The 19,666-nt window shown below is 49.3% G+C and carries 12 protein-coding genes; 10 read left to right on the forward strand and 2 right to left on the reverse strand.

The window, feature by feature from the left end; genetic code table 11:
- Nucleotides 1-74 precede the first annotated feature (74 nt).
- From HJG54_RS00680 to HJG54_RS00690, 3 genes are all read left to right on the forward strand, one after another.
- Nucleotides 75-518 carry a hypothetical protein gene (locus HJG54_RS00680; RefSeq protein WP_316432771.1) on the forward strand — a complete coding sequence of 148 codons (444 nt, stop codon included), beginning with the start codon at nt 75-77 and terminating at the stop codon, nt 516-518.
- Nucleotides 519-631: 113 nt separating this feature from the next.
- Nucleotides 632-2,824 carry a S8 family peptidase gene (locus HJG54_RS00685; protein WP_316432772.1) on the forward strand — a complete coding sequence of 731 codons (2,193 nt, stop codon included), beginning with the start codon at nt 632-634 and terminating at the stop codon, nt 2,822-2,824.
- Between the two features lie 296 nt (nt 2,825-3,120).
- Complete coding sequence (locus HJG54_RS00690; RefSeq protein ID WP_316432773.1) at nt 3,121-8,730, forward strand: filamentous hemagglutinin N-terminal domain-containing protein; 5,610 nt, start codon at nt 3,121-3,123, stop codon at nt 8,728-8,730.
- A 167-nt stretch (nt 8,731-8,897) separates the two neighbouring features.
- On the opposite strand, the gene HJG54_RS00695 is transcribed toward HJG54_RS00690, so the two are convergent.
- A complete protein-coding gene (locus tag HJG54_RS00695) occupies nt 8,898-9,740 on the reverse strand; it encodes a DNA adenine methylase (RefSeq protein ID WP_316432775.1) in 843 nt (280 codons plus the stop codon).
- A 337-nt stretch (nt 9,741-10,077) separates the two neighbouring features.
- Here HJG54_RS00695 and HJG54_RS00700 point away from each other — a divergent pair, with 337 nt between their 5' ends.
- Entirely contained in the window at nt 10,078-11,706 is a 1,629-nt protein-coding gene (locus HJG54_RS00700) for an MFS transporter (RefSeq protein WP_316432777.1), read from the forward strand.
- A gap of 92 nt (nt 11,707-11,798) precedes the next feature.
- On the opposite strand, the gene HJG54_RS00705 is transcribed toward HJG54_RS00700, so the two are convergent.
- Nucleotides 11,799-12,329, reverse strand: coding sequence for a hypothetical protein (locus HJG54_RS00705; RefSeq protein WP_316432779.1), 531 nt, complete (start codon nt 12,327-12,329; stop codon nt 11,799-11,801).
- Between the two features lie 319 nt (nt 12,330-12,648).
- Here HJG54_RS00705 and HJG54_RS00710 point away from each other — a divergent pair, with 319 nt between their 5' ends.
- The 6 genes from HJG54_RS00710 to HJG54_RS00735 all read left to right on the forward strand — a co-directional run bounded on the left by HJG54_RS00710 (nt 12,649) and on the right by HJG54_RS00735 (nt 19,553).
- On the forward strand, nt 12,649-13,272 hold the full coding sequence (locus HJG54_RS00710) for a hypothetical protein (RefSeq protein WP_316432780.1): 624 nt from the start codon (nt 12,649-12,651) through the stop codon (nt 13,270-13,272).
- Between the two features lie 465 nt (nt 13,273-13,737).
- The gene (locus HJG54_RS00715) at nt 13,738-14,232 is read left to right on the forward strand and encodes a DUF1269 domain-containing protein (protein WP_316432781.1); all 495 of its coding nucleotides are present in this window, start codon (nt 13,738-13,740) and stop codon (nt 14,230-14,232) included.
- A gap of 503 nt (nt 14,233-14,735) precedes the next feature.
- Nucleotides 14,736-15,119: a hypothetical protein gene (locus tag HJG54_RS00720; protein ID WP_316432782.1), complete on the forward strand. Its 384-nt coding sequence runs from the start codon at nt 14,736-14,738 to the stop codon at nt 15,117-15,119.
- A gap of 138 nt (nt 15,120-15,257) precedes the next feature.
- On the forward strand, nt 15,258-15,827 hold the full coding sequence (locus tag HJG54_RS00725; protein ID WP_316432783.1) for an HdeD family acid-resistance protein: 570 nt from the start codon (nt 15,258-15,260) through the stop codon (nt 15,825-15,827).
- A 90-nt stretch (nt 15,828-15,917) separates the two neighbouring features.
- The gene (locus HJG54_RS00730; protein WP_316432784.1) at nt 15,918-18,653 is read left to right on the forward strand and encodes an MGH1-like glycoside hydrolase domain-containing protein; all 2,736 of its coding nucleotides are present in this window, start codon (nt 15,918-15,920) and stop codon (nt 18,651-18,653) included.
- An 18-nt stretch (nt 18,654-18,671) separates the two neighbouring features.
- A complete protein-coding gene (locus HJG54_RS00735; protein WP_316432785.1) occupies nt 18,672-19,553 on the forward strand; it encodes an SMP-30/gluconolactonase/LRE family protein in 882 nt (293 codons plus the stop codon).
- Nucleotides 19,554-19,666: the final 113 nt, after the last annotated feature.

Below are 19,666 nucleotides of genomic sequence, written 5' to 3' on the forward strand. Positions count from 1 at the left end.
CTACCTACTTACTTATTGGTTCCAACGAGGAATGAATGTACCTAGGTATAACAGAGCTATGATTAGGAGAAAATTTGGTGCGTTATCTAATCTTTGGGCTTGGATCAATTGCTTTCATTGTTCTAGTTAGTGCATTGATTTCAATCCGCCTTCAACCAAGTAAATCTCTAGATACTTCATCCCCTATTCCTCAAGATGTTTCTCAAGCCAAAGAACCTTTTCCGAAGGAGACTGATTTGACTGCCGAAAATGCCTCTAAACTGGCTCCAACACTGAGATTACGTTTAAGTCAACTATCACCTGAAGCCAATCCTCAGGTCAATATCTTGTTGCGCACAACTAGTGCTTTAACTGCTGAACAACGTTCCCAACTTGAAGCAAATGGAGCGAACGTTCGCACTGTAGCTGGAGATATTGTTACTGCTTCAATACCCTTAAGACAGACGCTCGCATTAGCTGAACTCGACTTTGTGCGCTATATCGAATTATCGGGTCCGCTCTATCCGGAATTGCCTTAATTTTCTATGTTTCTAGCTTATGAGCGATAAAATAAGCACCCGTGTTCTGGAATAGATTCTAACGGCTGTGCTCCTTCGCAAGCAAATTCACTTCACTTATCAATAGGTGTGCTATGAGTAAAATTGATCCCCGTCTTCAATTGCTCCAACGAAATCAAACTGTTTTACCAGAGCTAGAAGCAACCGGGCGATTTGCAATAGAGTCTACAGAAACAGGGCCGAAAGTGAAAGTGCTGCTGAAATATCGTGGCAGCATCACAGATTTAGAACAACGCGGATTAGAAGTTCGGACCGTAGCCGGAGATATTATTTCGGGTGTAATTGACTTATCGCGATTGAACGCCATTACTGCCTTACCGGACCTAATTCGGATCGAGAGCGCTCGTCCGATGGTAAGAGAACTGAACCGCAGTGTGCCGGAAATTCGAGCTAACCTCGTTCATACTGGCTCTCCCGCCTATAAAGGCACAGGCGTTATCATTGGGATTATTGATTCGGGGATTGACTACACTCACGCTAGTTTCCGAAAGCCAGATGGCACCAGCCGGATTCTGGCGATTTGGGATCAATATTTAGAACCAATTGGAAATGAATCCAGTCCAGCACGTTTTAATCCACGCTATGGGTATGGAGTGGAATACACCAAAGCAGAAATTGATGCGGCACTGGCGGCAGCTGATCCGTTTAGCATCGTTAGACATGAAGACGATTACTTAGTGGGACACGGCACCCATGTAGCTGGAATTGCCGCTGGAGACGGTTCAAGCGCTGGTAATGGGCAACCTGCATCTACATTCGTGGGAGTTGCGCCAGAAGCTGACATTATTGTGGTGGCGAATCAGGTTAACTCAGAAATTTTTGGCGATTCGGCTGAAACATTAGATGCAATTAGCTACATTTTTGATAAAGCCACTGCTTTAGGAAAAGCCGTCGTCATTAACCTGAGCCAGGGCGATAACTTAGGACCCCATGATGGAACCAGCCTGTTAGAACAGGGGATTGATAACCTGTTGGGGAACCCTGGCAGAGCGATGGTAAAATCTGCTGGAAACGAAGGAGCGCTGGGTAGACATGCTAGCGGCTTCGTTGCTGTAGACGGCCATACTCAGGTGCAGTTTGCGGTAGATGCGAATGATGCCACCTTGAATACAATTGACATCTGGTATGCGGGCAGCGATCGGTTTGATATCACCATTACATCCCCTGATCTCAATACCAGTGCAGTTGTGAGACCCGATACTACCACCAGTTTTACCATGCCCAATGGCAATCAGATTTCGATCGTTTCCGCTATTAATAACCCCAACAACAAAGACAACCAGATCTACATTCAGCAGACGCGTGGTACCAGTCCGAGCATTCAGCCCGGTAGCTGGTCGTTTACCCTGCGGGGCACAACGGTCACCAACGGTCGGTTTGATGCCTGGATCGAACGGGGGCACCCTGCCAACACACCTGAATTTCGGCCGCCCCATCGCGATGACACGCTGACAATTTCGATTCCGGGTACTTCTAAAGAAGTGATTGCCGTTGCGTCCTACGTTACCTCCGATGGTCCAAACAGAGGTAGAATTTCGGCCTTTTCGAGTCGTGGCACCACCCGCGACCGGCGGCTGAAGCCAGAACTTGCGGCTCCGGGTGAAGGAATTATCGCTGCTTTGGCGGGTGCTAGTGGCGATAACCAATATCAGGGCCTGTCCGGAACCAGTATGGCAGCTCCCCATGTGGCTGGTGTGATTGCTCTGATGCTGCAACGCAACCGCAGTCTCACCCAGTCCCAAATCCTGGATTACTTGACTAAAACCGCGCGGCGCGACAGCTTTACTGGGGCAAGTCCTAATGCAACCTGGGGCTATGGCAAACTGGACGCCAAAGCAGCGGTTGATCTGGTTACGCCACCTCAATTGAAAGTCGTTTCACTCTACGAATACCATGCTCAGGAACCGGCAGGTCGCTGGCGCTTCTTCTATAGCAGAGCCGCAAATGTGATGGATGGCTGGACGCGCAGCGGACGAGAGTTTCTGGTGATTGGTGAGAAGGCCGAGGATGCAGTTCCGGTCTATCGCTTTTCCGCCGATACGCCTTGGCGGTTCCAGTATTCGCGTTCGATCAATGCCGGTGGCGACGGTTGGCACAACGACGGGATTGCCTTCTACGCCTATGCAAATGCCGCTTTCAACAGACGGCCCATCTATCAATACTCGGCTCCAAATCCCTGGCGGTTCCGCTATTCGCCTGAGGCCAGTTTGCCTGATCCAGGCTGGCGCAATGACGGCGTGGCGTTCTACGTTCCAGCTAGCCGCTAGTTTCCGGGACATTAAGCCGCTTGGAACTTGGTGATTAGCCAAGCTACAAGCCAAGCTACAAGCCGACTATCATCTATCTGTTGCCGTTGTTCGATCGCCTCTCGGATAACGGCAATTTCTATTTGGCAATACGAAATCTGGTCGCCATTCTAAAAATTCTTGATCGAAAACCATCACTGCTGAAATTTTGTGGTATTCATCGTTTAACACCTATTTCAACACTTCATGGTTGGGCTATTCCGCAGCATGAATTCTAGCTCTGTAGGTGATTTGTGGTGACTCATGGTAGGTGACTTATGACATCAACCAATCTTCTACTCGGCTGGTTGGTTTTTCTCAGCCTCAGCGTTCCCCTCGCTGTTGCAGCTCAGGTCGTTCCAGACGCAACCTTAGGCAACGAGAACTCACGAGTCAGACGGGCAACGGTACGAGGACGAGAGGCCGACTTAATTGAGGGCGGTGCTGCCCGCGGTAGAAACCTGTTCCATAGCTTTCGAGAGTTTGGCGTGCGGGAAGGCGATGCTGCCTATTTCGCTAATCCAATCAACATTGAGAATATCTTTGGACGCGTTACAGGGAATAATCCATCAAATATTCTGGGTACCCTCGGTGTTGATGGAGCTGCGAATTTATTTCTGATGAATCCGAACGGGATTTTGTTTGGTCCGAATGCCAGTTTGGATATCCAGGGATCGTTCATGGGCACAACAGCCAATACCATCCAGTTTGGCAACTTCGGCTGGTTTAGTACTACCGATGGAACGGCTCCGGGCTTACTCACCGTCAATCCCAGTGCCTTTTTTTTCAATCAGGTGGCGAGTCAGGGTGGAACCATTGCCAATAGGGGGCACCTCATTACCGGACAGGATCTCACACTGGCAGGAAACACGCTGGATTTACAAGGGCACTTAACAGCAGGTAGAAACCTAACTCTAGAGGCTCGTGATACGCTGCGAATTCGCGATAGTGCGACGACTCCATTTGTCGCGGCGGCAGTTGGGCAAATGCAGTTACAGGGCGACCGAGTAGTAGATATCTTTGCCCTGAATCATCCTAACAGCGGCTTGGTTTCCGGTGGTGATATGGTGCTGCGCTCGGCGAATCAAGTCGGTGGCGATGCGCATTTCTGGAGCGGCGGCAATTTTCGGATTGAGCGGTTGAATGGCAGTTTGGGGGATCTTTACAGTCCTCACGATCCAATCATTCGGGTGACAGGGGATTTAACCTTTAATAACTACGTTGGAAACTCATTACATATTCTGGCAGGTGGTTCAGTCGTAGTTCCGGGAACAATTGTCATTTTGGGGGCAGACACTCCAGCAACCACGCGCGCAGAAACTATTCCACTTTCAGATGGCACAGAAATTGAGATCAATGGAAGCACTCAGCCGACTCTAGATATTCGTGCAGGGGTCAATCCATCTGCTGTTGTTGTCTCTAATGGTTTTGAACAGATTGGCTCAGGGAACTTTCCAGGAGGTGGTACTTTCTTCAGAACACCTACATCTGCTGGCATTGTGCTTGGAAGCGTGATCATTGTGCCACCAGATGGTCAGGTATTAATCACCAACCAATACTTACCCAACCCTACTTTGCCGTCACCCGATATTCTCATTACTGGCAGAGGGATTAGCCGATTGGGTGCAGCGAGTCCTGTGTTGGGAATTGACGCACGCGGCTTTGCAGGCAATGGCAGTGCAGTTACATTAGACGCACGCGGTCAGATTTTGCTGTTTAGAGAACGCTCGATTGATTCATCCGCTGAACTGGGTCAGTCCGGGAATGTTCGGCTGCTTGCAGATGCAGGAATTGCACTAGGTAATTTAGCTTCTATCAATGCCTATTCTGAGAATAGGGGAGGTGATATTAGCTTATCAACCAACGGAGAAGTTTCACTCGGCATCGGTAGCTCCATCTTGACCAGTGGCGGAGGCAATATTCGGATTCAATCTGATCAATTAACGATGGAGCCACTTTCTCAGATCAGCGCGCCTGTTAACAACATTCGAGATGGAGGTAATATCACGCTTCTCGCATCTGATTTTATTCGTATTAATGGTGGCAATATTGGCACTTTTGTCGCCTTTCCGCTACCTTCTACTGATCCACTGCCAGAATTTGGAGATACTGGAGATATCAGAATCGAAACAGGAACGTTAGAGCTAACTGGATTTGTAATTCCTGCTGCCAGCTCGCCAATTGGGTTTTTAAGCGGGGGAGATATCACGTCTGATGTAACCAGTAACGCAGATGCTGGCGACATCACTATTACTGCTGAGCAAGTTAGACTTTTGAATGGAGCACAAATCAGAGCTTCCACGTCTGGAGCAGGCAATGCAGGCAATGTCACGCTGCGTGCTTCAGATGTAGTTGAGGTGACTGGCCGTACTCCAGAGACCGATCAGGTCAGCAAAATAGCGACTTCCGTCAATAGAGGAGCTACAGGCAACGGCGGGGATCTGTTAATTGAGACCAATCGGCTAATCGTTCAAGATCAAGCGCAAATTCAAGCAGGTGTATTTGGAGCAGGACAGGGTGGTGCTCTGGTGATTAATGCACCTCAGTCGATTGAAATCATTTCTACAGCAGATAGCGGTAGTGGCACTGGCATTTTTACGGGACCTGAAGGCAGTGAAGCTAGTGGTAATGGTAGCACCCTTAATATCACAACAGGACAATTAACATTACAGGGTGACGGAGCGCAAATCTCGAATGAAGTTGATTCAGAATCAACCGGTAACTCAGGTAACACATTAATCAATGTCAATCGTCTGGTTGCTAGAGACGGTGGGCGGATCCGGACTGGAACATTGAACACTGGGCAAGGTGGTAATTTAGAAATTACTGCTGCTAGCTCGGTTGAGCTATCTGGAGTTTCGAGCACAGGTGAAGATGCAGAACCTAGCGGAATTCTGACGGGTACGTTTGGCTTGGCAGATGCTGGAGATCTGTTGCTGACTACTCCGCAACTGATTATCCAGGGCGGAGCTGCCATTACTGCTTCTACGGTTGGTCTTGGTCAAGATACTTCTGCTGGAACAGGTCGGGGAGGAAATATTACTATCAACGCTGACACGATTGAGATTGCTGGGGAATCGGCGGGTGGATTGTCTAGCAATATTGTGAGTGAAGCGGGCAGCTTGTTTGGCATTCTCAATCCGAAATCACAAGCGCCTGGAGGCACGATTCGCTTGATGACTAGACAACTCACGGTGCAAGACGGTGCGACAATCTCGACCCAGACCGTTGGAGCAGGCAATGCAGGCGATTTGCTGATCAATGCCACTGGAACTGTACAACTTTTAGAAGGAGATTTACGAACTCGCACAACGGGAACTGGCAATGCTGGTGATCTGACCATCGCGGCTGGACAGTTAACCATGCAAAACGGAGAAGCAACCGCAGCGACAAACAGTGGGGGAGGTCGTGGCGGAAACATATTCGTAGCAGTTGGAGGAACAACTGAGTTGATTGGCGGTCAGGGCGGATTGGCGGCAACGTCATTTAGAAGCGGGGATGCAGGGAATTTGTCGCTACAAACGAACCGATTAATTGTGCGAGATGGGGCAGGCGTGATTACAGAATCGATTGGGAGAGGGCAAGCTGGTCATTTATCGATTATTGCTCCAAATGGTGTTGACGTGAATGGGGGGCGATTTGTGACCGGATCTGAGGCTAATACATTAGTCAACAATGAGTTGCCCGGCGTTACCCCCTTCGATCCCAATCAAACCTATTTCTTCCCGAGCCGCATTTCAGCCCAGATCGCCTCTCCAGCCGGTACTCCTGCTGCTAATCTTTCGATTCAAACCGGCCAACTTACGGTTCGCGATGGTGGAGAAATTACAACCCAAACCTTAGGCCCTAGCCGTGGTGGTCGTTTATCAATCAATGCTTCCCAAATTAACCTGATTGGTAACTCAGGCAATCTGCGAGTCGATGTAGAAAGCAACCCTTCTCTACTCTCAGCCCGAACTTCTGATACCGGTGATGCAGGTGATATTCAGCTTGATGTGAGGCAGCTACAGATCAATAATGGTGCAGCTATTTCAGCCGCAGCGGTAGCAAGAATGGGTGACTCGACTAGAGGCAGACCTGGTAGTATTTCAATTCGCAATGCCGATTTGGTCAGGCTCACAACCAACGGTGAGATTTCTACCGTGATCGAACCAGGCGTATCCGTCAACAGTTCTGCTCCCGACAGTGGCAGTATCGAGATCCAAACTCGGCAGCTTTCTGTCAATTCCGGTGCTGAGATCACGGCCAGTACATCTGGGCGAGGCAATGCAGGTGATATCACCATCCGTGACGCCAATATAATCAATCTCAATCGCGGCAATATTTCTACTGCTGTCAACGCAGGTGCTATCGGTCAGGGTGGCAGCATTAATCTCGAAACTGGTGTCTTATCATTAAACAATCGCTCCACTATTACCTCTAGTACCTCTGGTGAAGGTGATACCGGTAGCATCAATGCTGATGCAAACGAGCGTATTACTTTAGATAATGGCAGCAGCGTCACCAGTACGGTCAACCCAGGTGCAACCGGTGACTCCCAGACAATCACTCTTACTACACCTAACCTTTCACTTCAAGACGAATCCCTCATCTCTGCTGCTACCAGCGGCGATGGCAGTGCAGGTGATATTCAGATTCAAGCTGTTGATTCTGTTTTGCTCTCCAATAGCACCATCTCGACCCAAGTGCAGCGAAACGCCGTTGTTCTTCATAACCAGGCTCGAACATCAACTCGTTCTAATGCCAATCAAGGCAACATCACAATCGACACCAATTTGCTCTCACTAGTCAATGGTGCTCAAATTACTGCTAGCACCAATGGTCAAGGTGATGCTGGCGATGTTACAGTTCGTGATGCTCAGACTATTTTTCTCAATGACAACAGCCGCATCTCTACTGAAGTACAGCGGCAAGGTCGCGGCAGCGGTGGCTCCATTCGACTCAACACTAACTTGCTAAGGCTCAACAACAGCGAGATCACTGCTAATACCCAAGGTCAAGGCGATGCTGGCAATATCCTGGTGCGTAATGCCGACACCATCGCTCTCAATCAAAGCACGATCTCCTCTGCCGTAGGCCCTAACTCAACTGGGCAAGGTGGCAACATCGACCTCGTCACCAACTCTCTCAACCTCGACAACGCCCGCATCAGTGCTCGCACCCAAGCCCAAGGCCGTGGCGGAGACGTTACTATCAACGCCAGTGACCGCATCAACGCTAGCAACAGCGATATTGAAACCCGTTCTGAGTCTTCCTCCAGTGGCAATATCACCGTGACGGCTGGAGATATCCGACTGCGGGGCGATAGCGATATTCGTACTCAAGTCAATCAAGGGCGCGGTACCGGTGGCACCATTACCCTCAGCGCGGATTCTATCGTAGCGTTTGATGATAGCGATATTGTGACTCGTGCGCCTGAAGGCCAGGGAGGGGATATTCGCTTTGAAACACCTGCTTTCTTTGGCGAAGGTTACATTGCTGATTTCTCTGGCCGTAGGACAGTTGCTCCAGAAGCCGATGGCAATAATCGAGTCGATGTGGATGCCAGCGGTGTGCGTTCCGGAGTCGTGACTGCTCCAGATGTTAGCTTTATTCAGAACAGCTTGGCGGACTTGCCCGCAGGAGCAATTGACACCGACCAATTACTCGCCAATAGCTGCATTGCTCGCACCAATCAAGATGGTACCTTTTTGATTACTGGAACGGGCGGATTGCCCGCTGCTCCAGGCAATGATGCAGCATCGAGCTATCCTACAGGGGAAGTGCGAGAAATACCTGCAAGTGAAGCAGGTTCGAGTTGGCAGCCCGGAGAGCCGATTGTGGAACCGCAGGGGGTATATCGTCTGCCCGACGGTCGCTTGGTGATGAGCCGGGAATGTTCAGAATAAGTTCAGAGTGAGAGATTGGAACGGACAGCATTGGTTCTGATTATATTGATGCCTTATGTCAAGTCTGGTTAATCGCAAGGGCGAAGTATTTGCGGCAGAAGCTCTGTAGCTATGCCTTAAATTCATTTCGCAAATGCTTCGCCCTTACGGTTCCATCCGACTTGATATTAGCCCAAATTGCGATAGGCCAAAATTTCCTTGGCAGGCTTCCGATCACCATCACAAGAAATGCGGCGAGGAGCGTCTAGAAAGTGAATCGAGAATCTCAGGCTACGATAGAGATCAACAATGCGTTCAGTTGCCTGATTTGAAGCCAGCACCGGTCCCGAATGCGAAGATAACCATTCGGCTAATCGCACCTGATCCTGCCACTTGAAATCATTCGCACTGTATTTGGTGAACTCTACGTCATAAGGGGGGTCAGCGTAGACCACATCATTGGTATGGATTGGTAGAGCGGCGAAATCCATTGCAGTGAATTGAAAGTTTTTTAGAACAGGTACGTAACTCGAGAAGTCTTTGACATAGTTAATCGTTTTGTAACGCCCAAAGGGAACATTGAATTGATCGTTGTTGTTGAAGCGACATAAACCGTTGTATCCAGTTCGATTCATGAAGTAAAACAGTTTGGCTGCCTCTAAACTGGTAGCTTGCCCCCTCAAAATCAGATCGTTGAATCGCTGCCGGCAAACATAGTAATATTGGGCGTTATTTTCCAGGGGAATGTCAATCGTCAAGCCTTTTTGTAGCCAGGTGTAGAAGTTGATTAGATGGGGATTCAGGTCATTTAATAACGCGATGCGGGGCTGTAGTCCCAATGCAACCGCCATTCCCCCTACAAAGGGTTCCACCAATCGGGTCGAGTCCGGTTGCCAAATGTCTTGTAGAGCTAGCCTCAGGATTGGCACCAGCCAGCGTTTACCGCCAGCCCATTTCAGCGGAGGACCCAATGCTGCCTTAGTGCCAGTGAGTGCCTCTACTGACTGCTGGTCAGAAAATAGTAAAGCCAACGCCCCAAGCTTCCTAGTGGTTTAAGGTATCCAAATTCTATCAAATCTTGGCTGCTAATTTCTCTAACCAGAAGTTAGTTTCGTGGGCAATGCTCTACTGACCTGCGGTCAAAGAAATCACAAAGAAACCAGAGCTTGGTCAGTTAAACAACAGGCTAGCTTTTCTAGATTGGGCATAACAGGTTTGGATACAGGATAATTTTTAAGCAAGTTTTTCAGAAGGTAAAGTAGGAAGATGTATTGAGCACCTTTCTGTCAAAGTAAAGGTTTACTATTGAAAGGTAATTCAGTGATGGGACAGCAGCTCGGTCAGTAACGCTGCTACCAAGAGGTCGTTATGGAGCAGGCAGAACCGCTGCAACTGAGACGTAAAGGGTTTTGGGCTATCAGTCTCACCCTGTTTATGATTGCCTACAATGTTAGCGTCATACCTGCGATTATGCCCCGGATTGTGTCTGACTTGCAGACTAGCGTGGGTTACATTCAAAGTATTTTGGTACTGTTTTCGTTAGTTGCAGCCTCTTTTGCCCCTACAACCGAGAACCTGTGCCGTTTCTATGGCCGCACTCCAGTATTCCAGATGGGCTTGATTCTATATGGGATTGGGATTGGCCTGACTGCCCTGAGTCCTTCGATTGGCGTGCTGGCAATTAGTTTTTCTCTCTTGACTGGTCTAGCGGCTACGCCCTTAATCAGTACGCCTTGGTCGATTGTGGATTTAATTTATGACGGCAAAGCAGAGGATCAGGCCAACGTTGGGCTGATTGTGGCTTCGGCGTTGGGAGGTTTATCGGGTGTACTGCTAGGGGGGTATCTGGCGTCCCAATTTAGCTGGCGTTGGGCGTTTGTACCGTCCTTTGTTGTTTTGATTCTGATAGGGGTGCTGCGGCAATCGTTGCCGAAACTAATTATTCGCTGTCAGCAGCCAATCGATTGGGTGGGAGGGTTGCTTTCGTTTTTGGGACTTAGCTCGATCTTGATGGGCATTAGCTTAGGGGGAGAGTTTGGCTGGTGGAAACCGAAGCAACTCTTTTCCATCGCGGGAGTTGTGCTGCCTCCCTTCTCCATTTCGATTGTGCCCACCCTGATTGCCGTGGGCGTAATCTTGCTGGGATTCTTTATTTTTTGGCAACGACGACAGGCCAATCAACGGATGGCTTCCTTACTGCGAGTCGGGCTACTGCGGAACCAGAAATTTGTGCTGGGTATGCTGACAGCCATGCTGCACACCTTGATTACCACTGGCCTACAATTTAATTTCTTTCAATTCGTGCCTGTAGCAATGTCGCTCAATCCGTTCCAAACTGCTCTGACGATAATCCCCTATAATATCACGATGATCATCACCGTGATTTCAACTTTGAAGTTACTAAAATTGGGTGATCGGATTCCACCCAAGTATATTGTCTATAGTGGTATTGCGCTTCTAGCGATTGGGATCGGAGTAATTTACCGAAATCTGCATCTTCAGATCACGTCACTGGAACTGATGCCGGGACTGATCTTAATGGGTATGGGTTCAGGTTTGTTTTTATCCCATATCAGCCGCCTCACCTATGCTGATGTTTCCAGACACGAAAAACCAGAAGGATCAGGCATTTACAATCCAGTGCAGAATTTGGGCAGCTCTCTAGGCAGAGCGATCCTCGGCACACTGCTGATCTTCTACGCTTCCAAAGGCATTGTAGATGGCATCTTAGAGAAACTAAGCAAAGCTCTACCACCAGCTCAACGCGGTCAACTAATTGCTGACCTACAAGAAATGATTCAAACCCTTTCTCAGCAAGAAATCAGAAAGGTTCTGGGTGAGCGATTGCCACCAGAAATTCAGTCGCTGATCTACCCAATTAGCTTGGAAGCGGCAATGGCAGGAATGCGGACCTCGTTGCTGATTGCCCTGTTGTTTACCGTTGTTTGCTTTCTGTTGTCTACCCGTCTACCTAAATACCCCTCTAAACATTCCTAGAGAATTTAGCAAGAAATTTACTAAAAGTGATTTTGCAGACAGTTTTCAGACCGTTGAATTTGCTCTACCTATAAAGTTTACCTAAATAAAGTCTACCTAAACGTTAAAGTCTTCTCCAGCGTAGATAACGCCCCAGACTCTTGGCGGCTGACCCGTTCACCGCCGATGCCCCAAATGCCTTCTTCTTTTACGGCCTTGGCGACTTGAGTAGCAAGCTCCAAAATCCATTGCTTAAATTCCTCTGCCTGCACAATCGGCACTTTGTTCAACAAGATATCCTTCACCTGCTTGAAGTGTTCAACTACCTGATTTTGTCCATCTGATACACTGCTGAAGGCTTGAATGCGTTTGATCAGCTCAAACTGTTGTTGCAGCAGCAAATCCTCACCCTGGAGTGGCGATTGGCCAATCGCGTCGTTTATAGAAGCAATCATCGCCTTAATCAGATCGCTGGAAATATCCTGCCGCTGCAGTTCGGCTGCCAGGATCTGAAAGGCGGCCTGCATTTCTTTGAGAAAGGAAACTGGATCAGTTTTGTCGGCTAGGATAACCGCTAGGATTGCTTGCGTAGGAGATTGCAACAGAGTAACCCATTCGCTATCGGAAAAATACTGCTGCTTCATGGTTGAGTCCCTGATCAAGGTCAGCCTATCACTATACAGAGAAACTGTATGAAAGTTATAAGATGGCGCTGCAGGCGGGGAAGCTGAGGAGTCATATCAAATCCGGTTGATCAGCCAGAGTTGGCGTAGAGGCGTTTCGCCGAAACGCCCGTACAACGCGGCATTTATTAGGGCGTTTAGTCGGATTTGATATTAGGAGTCAAAAGCTATTTGGAGCCAAATGACCAATAACTGATGGCCTTTTATTCTGTTATTCTGACAAGTCTGCCAACTGATATAGGATTGCTATGGTGTGAATTGACTAACCATGAGTTCAACGATGATTAAACCAGATTTTCTAAAGCGGTTTCTGCGAACCTGCGGTTGGGGACTTGGGTTGAGTTTAGAAATAGTAATTTTGGCCAGCGTTGCGTTAGAACCGGCAGAGGCTGAAACCGAACTGGTTTGGCATAACTGTCTCACTCGCGAGGTATTTACTCCAGACAAGCAAGTTTGGTGTGACCGTTGGCAAACGCTGCAAGATGGCACCTTTACTGTCCCTACCAGTCTGGATCCCAATCCTACCTTCACGACTGTGGCGTTGGAGAATGGCCGCTATGCCCAGCAAGATGGGCAATTTATCGTTGAGCTGGTGAACGAGCGAGGCTGGTTGGCGTTTGGAGATTTGGATGGCGATGGGCAGGACGATGCTGCGGTCATCTTTGGCGTTGCTCTCGATCCAGACGGTAAAGCGGTAGCGACCTATCTCACTGCGGTGTTGGATGTGGATGGAGCCGCCCAAGCCCTAACTCCGATTCGACTCGGCGAGCGCATTGTACTCAATGCCCCCATTGCCATTGCTGAAAACCGCATTATCATTCCATTTCTGACCTCAACTGAGGTAATCAACCGTTCTTATGGTATTGATACTACCCTGCGAGAGATGGCAAAACCTGTCAATTAGTCAAAGCAAACCAGCTGCACAGATGACCGGTTCAGGGTTCAAGGTAGAATTCTGGATCAAGCTCTAAATCTGTTCTAAATCTGTTCTAAATCTGTTCTAAATCTATGTAATACCTTGTAACTTGCTTGTGAAAAAACTATTTCATTTCTCTTTCGCTGATGCTTCATCTCCAGTCTTGATGGATTGAACGGCACTGTTATATATAGCTGTCGCCGCGACAGTTAGGATGATATTGTTGTGGACGCGCTTCGTACGTCCACAACATCTCTTCTAGCAAACACTATAGCTGTCGGACAGGCTTGTCATTTCGCAATTAATGAGATACTCTTAGTGCCCCGATCAGTGATTTCTATAGCTCGTCACAAGTGTTTGTCTTAGCACTACCAAAAGCACGTTTCTCGTATAGAATGTGCGAAGCTGTAATGTTCTCTTATATTTGCTTAAGACAAGATTAAGGAGGAAATTATGTCAACCTTAACAGTCTGGAAATTCAACACGGTTGATGGTGCAGACAAAGCTTTGACAAAACTAGAAAGCTTGCAAAAACAGCAGCTAATCCAGGTGCTCGATGCGGCAATTGTCAGTTGGCCCCAGGGGCGTAAGCGGCCTAAAACCTATCAGGCCATGAGCACGGTGGGAGCAGGAGCGCTGGGTGGTGCCTTCTGGGGCATGTTATTTGGTCTGATCTTTTTCGTGCCGTTGCTGGGAGCAATCGTGGGAGCTACAGCCGGAGCTGTGGCCGGTCGGTTTACCGACTATGGCATCAACGATGATTTCATCAAGGAGCTGCAAAGCAAAGTCACCGAGGGTACGTCTGCCCTATTTCTGCTGACTGGACAGGTAACGCTCGATAAAGTGGAAGCAGCATTCGCCCCTGAGGAACGCGGTGAACTGATCCAATCCAACCTGTCTACTGAGCAGGAAGCCAAGTTGCGGGAAGACTTTGGGGCAGAGGTATAGAGAGGTCGATGGGTATGATTCAAATGAACATGCGTACAGGCAAGCTGTTTAGGCAAGTTCATATGAGTTTCATATTTTGTTGCTCTAAGCTAAGAGGCGAACAAGTCTCAGTAGCATCTAATAACTCTCATCATGCTCAGAGTGCTCGAATAAGCTAACATCTACTCCCCTTGAGGGGGGCTACACCATAGTCACGGCCTCCCTTTCTTATTGATATAACTCTATGTTTCGTTTCGTCTTTGGATGAGCCATTTATTGTATCGATTGAGTTTTTATTGGCATGGCACTTGACATCACACTGATATCAGTTAGTCAATATTAGTCAATATTAGTTGGATACTGTGAGTTGGCTAATTTTAGTTGACGGTATCAGTTCATCAACAACCAATTGAGGTTTCTCGTTTTTAATTATTTATAGAGTAAGAGATCAAAACCAAATGATTGAGGCGCTGCAGGGGAGCTTAAAGTCAAGCTCGGCTCTTTTGACGAAGGGGAATCGACCGTTGGCTCAGGCTGTAACGGAATCATCAAGATTATCTAGTTTTGGAACTCGCTCTCGGCTAGAAATTGGGGAATTTAGCCAAGTTTTCAGCTCTTCTGGCAGCGTTAGGCGCGATTTTCCGGATGTTTTTCGGTTCAGTTTGTCTAGCCGCAATCGGCTGCGGATCTATGTAGGCAATCAGTTCTCCAACCCTCGCTCTGGTAATCGGCGCATGGTTGTGGATCTCTTGAATGATCGTAATCTGAGACGGATAAACAGCGTTACCGTGAATCCCACCCAAATCGACGCCATTACTACTACCTTGAGTCCGGGGACCTATCGCATCAGGATTGCCACCCAGAGTAATGACAGAGGCCGATATTTTCTGGATATGGTCAGGCTATAGGTGGGGGATGGATCGATTTGTGTATTAAGCGATTGGCCCTAAATCGGCTCTAACTCTAATGGTATTCATTTTGTCCAACAACAGCAGTTAGCCTAATATAGCCTTGAGAGTAGCCGTGAGAGAACTGGAGCACTGGCGATGCAAACTAGAATTGTGAATCAGGTCAGGCGAAGCTTGAGTTGGATGATGGGTCTGGGGATTTTGATGATTTTACTAGGAATCGCCGCAATCATTGAACCCTTTATTGCCACCCTTGCCGTTGCTCGTCTGCTCTCGTGGTTTTTCTTGCTAGCCGGGTTGATGCGAGTGGTCTATGCACTGCAATCTCGTCAGCAGCAGGGCTTTTGGCTGCGGCTTCTGGTTGGCATTCTTTATATCGTGACTGGGATTTTGTTACTGAGCAACATCTTTGGAGCACAACTCACCCTAACCTTAGCGTTGGGATGGGCAATCTTGATCCAGGGAATCGTCGAGGTGATTGCGGCCCTATCCATGCGTCCGGCCCTAAATTGGGGTTGGATGCTTCTGAGCGGAATAGTTGCGGTTGTGCTCGGAATCTTGATTTTATATCGCTGGCCCTCTAACGCCTTTTGGTTATTAGGGGTTTTCACTGGAATTAGCTTCATACTGGCGGGCGGTTGGATGCTGATGATCCCCTGGGCCATTCGGAACCAGTTGTCGAATGACGCAACACGAGATCGAGTATGACTTAAATCTTTTAATTACAGCCCAATCTGACCGATTGAGTCCTGTTTCTATTCTGATTCATTTACATATTTCCGGATTTAGGAGCCATCCATGAGCACAGAGCAGCAGCGGCTAGAGCAAACCCGTCGTGGTCAGGTTGATTGGTACAAATGGGGTCCCTATCTGAGTGAACGCCAGTGGGGTACGGTGCGCGAGGATTACAGTACAGATGGCAATGCCTGGAATTATTTTCCCCATGACCATGCCCGATCACGCGCCTACCGCTGGGGCGAAGATGGACTGGGTGGCATCACCGACAATCACAACCTGCTCTGCTTTGCGCTAGCGCTCTGGAACGGCAGCGATCCGATTTTGAAAGAGCGGCTGTTTGGGTTGACCAACAGCGAAGGCAACCACGGGGAAGATGTCAAGGAATACTACTTCTACCTGGACAGTACGCCTACTCACTCGTACATGAAGTATCTCTACAAATACCCTCAGAATGAGTTTCCTTACCGAGATCTGGTAGAAACGAACCGCAACCGCAGTCGCTATGAGTTGGAGTACGAGCTGTTAGACACGGGCATCTTTGATGAGGATCGCTACTTTGATGTGTTCGTCGAATACGCCAAAGCCGACGCCGAAGATGTGTTGATCAAAATCAGCATTGCCAACCGCGGTCCAGAAGCGGCCCCGATTCATGTGCTGCCGACGCTCTGGTTTCGCAATACCTGGTCTTGGACCGATGGCGGAGCCAAACCGGTATTGACCAAGGTTGAGGGAATGGGCAACAGTGCCGTATATGCCCATATAAACGATACGTTATTGGATCATTACATAAAAGACTATTATTTCTACTGTGATAGTCTTGTGCCGCTGCTGTTTACGGAGAATGAAACGAACAATCAGCGGATTTTTGGTACAACCAACGCCAATCTCTACACCAAAGATGGCATCAACAATTACGTAGTCCAAGGGCAACTGGATGCCGTCAATCCCCACAGTGCCGGCACCAAGGTTGCTCCCCATTACGAGCTGACCATCGGACCCGGAGAAACCCAGGTGATCCGCTTGCGCCTCACTAAGTATGAACCCACTCAAATGGGAGATCCCTTCGGCATCGGCTTTGACCAAACCTTTGCAGCGCGGCTGAAGGAAGCCGATGAATTCTATGAGACCGTGATTCCGCCACTGGTTCTGACCGATCCGGATCGTACCAACGTCATGCGGCAAGCGTTGGCCGGAATGATGTGGACGAAACAATACTTCTACTACGACCTGGATCAATGGCTACGGGAACGCGGCATTACTCCCTGGACGCCCTCCTCTCAGCGCAAGTATGTGCGGAACAGCGACTGGTTCCATATGCATAACGACGACATTATTTCGATGCCAGACAAGTGGGAATATCCCTGGTACGCGGCGTGGGATCTGGCCTTTCATGTGATTCCGATCAGCCTGATCGATCCAGCCTTTGCGAAACATCAGCTGATGCTGATGCTGCGGGAAGACTATCTGCATCCCAACGGCCAAATCCCGGCCTATGAATGGAACTTTGGCGATGTCAACCCGCCGGTGCATGCCTTTGCTACTTGGGAAATCTACACCCGTGATCGGGAGGTCAATAAGGGCGAGGGTGATATTGAGTTCCTCAAATACGCCTTTTCTAAGCTGTTGATCAACTTCACCTGGTGGGTAAACCGCAAAGATGAAGGCGGCAACAATCTGTTCCAGGGTGGATTTCTGGGGCTAGATAACATCGGCGTGTTTGACCGCAGTTCGCCGCTGCCGACGGGCGGCTATCTGGATCAGGCAGACGGTACAGCCTGGATGGTGTTCTTTAGCCAACGGATGTTCCAGATTGCGATCGAGCTGGCCCTACACGATCCGCTCTACGAAGACTTTGCGATCAAGTTCTTTGAACACACAATGTGGATCGCGGGTGCAATGGACCGGATTGGAGAACACCACGATGAATTGTGGGATGAAGAAGATGGCTTCTTCTACGATGTGCTCCACTTTCCAGATGGCCACTCCACTCGCTTAAAAGTGCGCTCGTTGGTGGGGTTATTGTCGCTCATGGCCGTTTCCGTGTTTCCGCAAGAAGCCTTTGCGAAACTGCCCAATTTTAGAGAAGTAGCCCAGAAGTTTATCATGCAGCATCCTGAGCTGACCCACAACATCCATCTGCCCAGTCAGCCGGGTGAGCGAGGCCGCCTGATGCTGTCGATCTTGAACGAGGCGAAGCTGCGCCGTGTGCTTTCCAGAATGCTGGATGAATCCGAATTCCTCAGCGATTACGGCATTCGTTCTCTGTCGCGCTATCACCTAGAGCACCCCTACCGCTTCCATTACGGTGGACAGGAGTATAAGGTGGGGTATGTTCCTGGCGATTCTACGTCTGGGATGTTCGGCGGCAACTCCAACTGGCGCGGCCCGATCTGGATGCCGGTCAATCTGCTGCTGCTGCGATCATTGCTGCAACTCTATACCTACTATGGCGATTCCTTCACGGTTGAGTATCCCACTGGGTCTGGTAAGTATATGTCGCTGTACGAGGTGACTCGCTGCATCACTGAACGGTTGGTAAGTATTTTTCTCAAGGACGAATCGGGCCGGCGTCCGGTGTATGGCGGAGCTGAGAAGTTTCAGACCGATCCCCACTGGCGCGATCTGATTCTGTTCTATGAATATTTCCATGGTGATAGCGGAGCCGGAATTGGTGCCAGCCATCAAACCGGATGGACGGGCTGCGTGGCTCGCCTGATTCAAGCGCTGGGCTACGTGACACCAGAAGTCGTGCTGGATACCATGTCTCCTGGAGAAGTGGCAAGATATCGAGTTTAATGTCATGGGCTTAATGTCATGAGTCAATCTGTCAAAGCTGTGCTGGTTGCCCGTGCCCGCCTGGGCGAGTGTCCGGTCTGGGATGCCGATGGTCAGCAGTTGTTCTGGGTCGATGCCTACAATCACCGAGTGCACCAGTTTGACCCTGCCAGTGGACAAGACCGTTATTTTGATACGGGTGATGTAGTCAGCGCTCTTGTTTTGGCGGGCCGCAATCGTTTGCTGGTCGCCCTGCAAAATCGTCTTGCCTTGCTGGATCTGTCAACCGGCGAAGTCACCACGCTGTATACGGTTGAGTTTCCCCATCCCGACACACGGTTTAACGACGGTAAATGCGATGCCCAGGGGCGGTTTTGGATCGGCTCGGTGAGTCAGGCAACCGGGCAGGCTGCCCTCTATCGCTATGACCCCGATGGATCGTTTCAGGTGATGGAGACCGGGCTGACCATTTCGAACGGGTTGGGCTGGAGTCCAGACGGAACCACCTTTTACCTGACCGACTCAGCACCAGCCAAAACCATCTACGCCTATGATTTTGATGCTGAAACCGGGACTATTGGCAACCGCCGCGTTTTGGTAGACCTGAGCCAAGAAGAGGTAGAACCCGATGGCTTGACGATTGACCGGGAGGGAAACCTGTGGTCGGCCCTGTGGAATGGCTGGCAGGTCGCTTGCTTCGACTCCAGCGGCCAGGAAAAGTTTCGAATCGCGATGCCGGTGCAGCGGCCAACTAGCGTCACCTTTGGCGGGCCAGATCTGAGCCATTTGTACATCACCACCGCATCGGTAGGGCTGAGCCAGAAAGAAATTCAGCAGGGCTTTTTAGCGGGTGATTTGTTTCGGATGGAGACTCATACGGCTGGGCTACCAACTTGCTCATTCTTGGCTGAGCAAGATTGAGTTGCAGTAAATTTCAGCCAACAAAAGTGACATTGAGACACAGTGACATTGAGGCAGGCTCATTTCTGATCAATCATGAGTTGGATGCGATGGAGCGTCAGCTCCGCTTAAAT

Source organism: Leptolyngbya sp. NK1-12 (genome assembly GCF_032598965.1).
GTDB lineage: Bacteria > Cyanobacteriota > Cyanobacteriia > Elainellales > Elainellaceae > Elainella.

Excerpts from the sequence above, each read along its gene's own strand:
- HJG54_RS00685 (WP_316432772.1), top strand. The coding sequence starts at position 632 with ATGAGTAAAATTGATCCCCGTCTTCAATTGCTCCAACGAAATCAAACT.
- HJG54_RS00690 (WP_316432773.1), top strand. The coding sequence starts at position 3,121 with ATGACATCAACCAATCTTCTACTCGGCTGGTTGGTTTTTCTCAGCCTC.
- HJG54_RS00700 (WP_316432777.1), top strand. The coding sequence starts at position 10,078 with ATGGAGCAGGCAGAACCGCTGCAACTGAGACGTAAAGGGTTTTGGGCT.
- HJG54_RS00705 (WP_316432779.1), bottom strand. The coding sequence starts at position 12,329 with ATGAAGCAGCAGTATTTTTCCGATAGCGAATGGGTTACTCTGTTGCAA.
- HJG54_RS00710 (WP_316432780.1), top strand. The coding sequence starts at position 12,649 with ATGATTAAACCAGATTTTCTAAAGCGGTTTCTGCGAACCTGCGGTTGG.
- HJG54_RS00715 (WP_316432781.1), top strand. The coding sequence starts at position 13,738 with ATGTCAACCTTAACAGTCTGGAAATTCAACACGGTTGATGGTGCAGAC.
- HJG54_RS00725 (WP_316432783.1), top strand. The coding sequence starts at position 15,258 with ATGCAAACTAGAATTGTGAATCAGGTCAGGCGAAGCTTGAGTTGGATG.
- HJG54_RS00730 (WP_316432784.1), top strand. The coding sequence starts at position 15,918 with ATGAGCACAGAGCAGCAGCGGCTAGAGCAAACCCGTCGTGGTCAGGTT.
- HJG54_RS00735 (WP_316432785.1), top strand. The coding sequence starts at position 18,672 with ATGAGTCAATCTGTCAAAGCTGTGCTGGTTGCCCGTGCCCGCCTGGGC.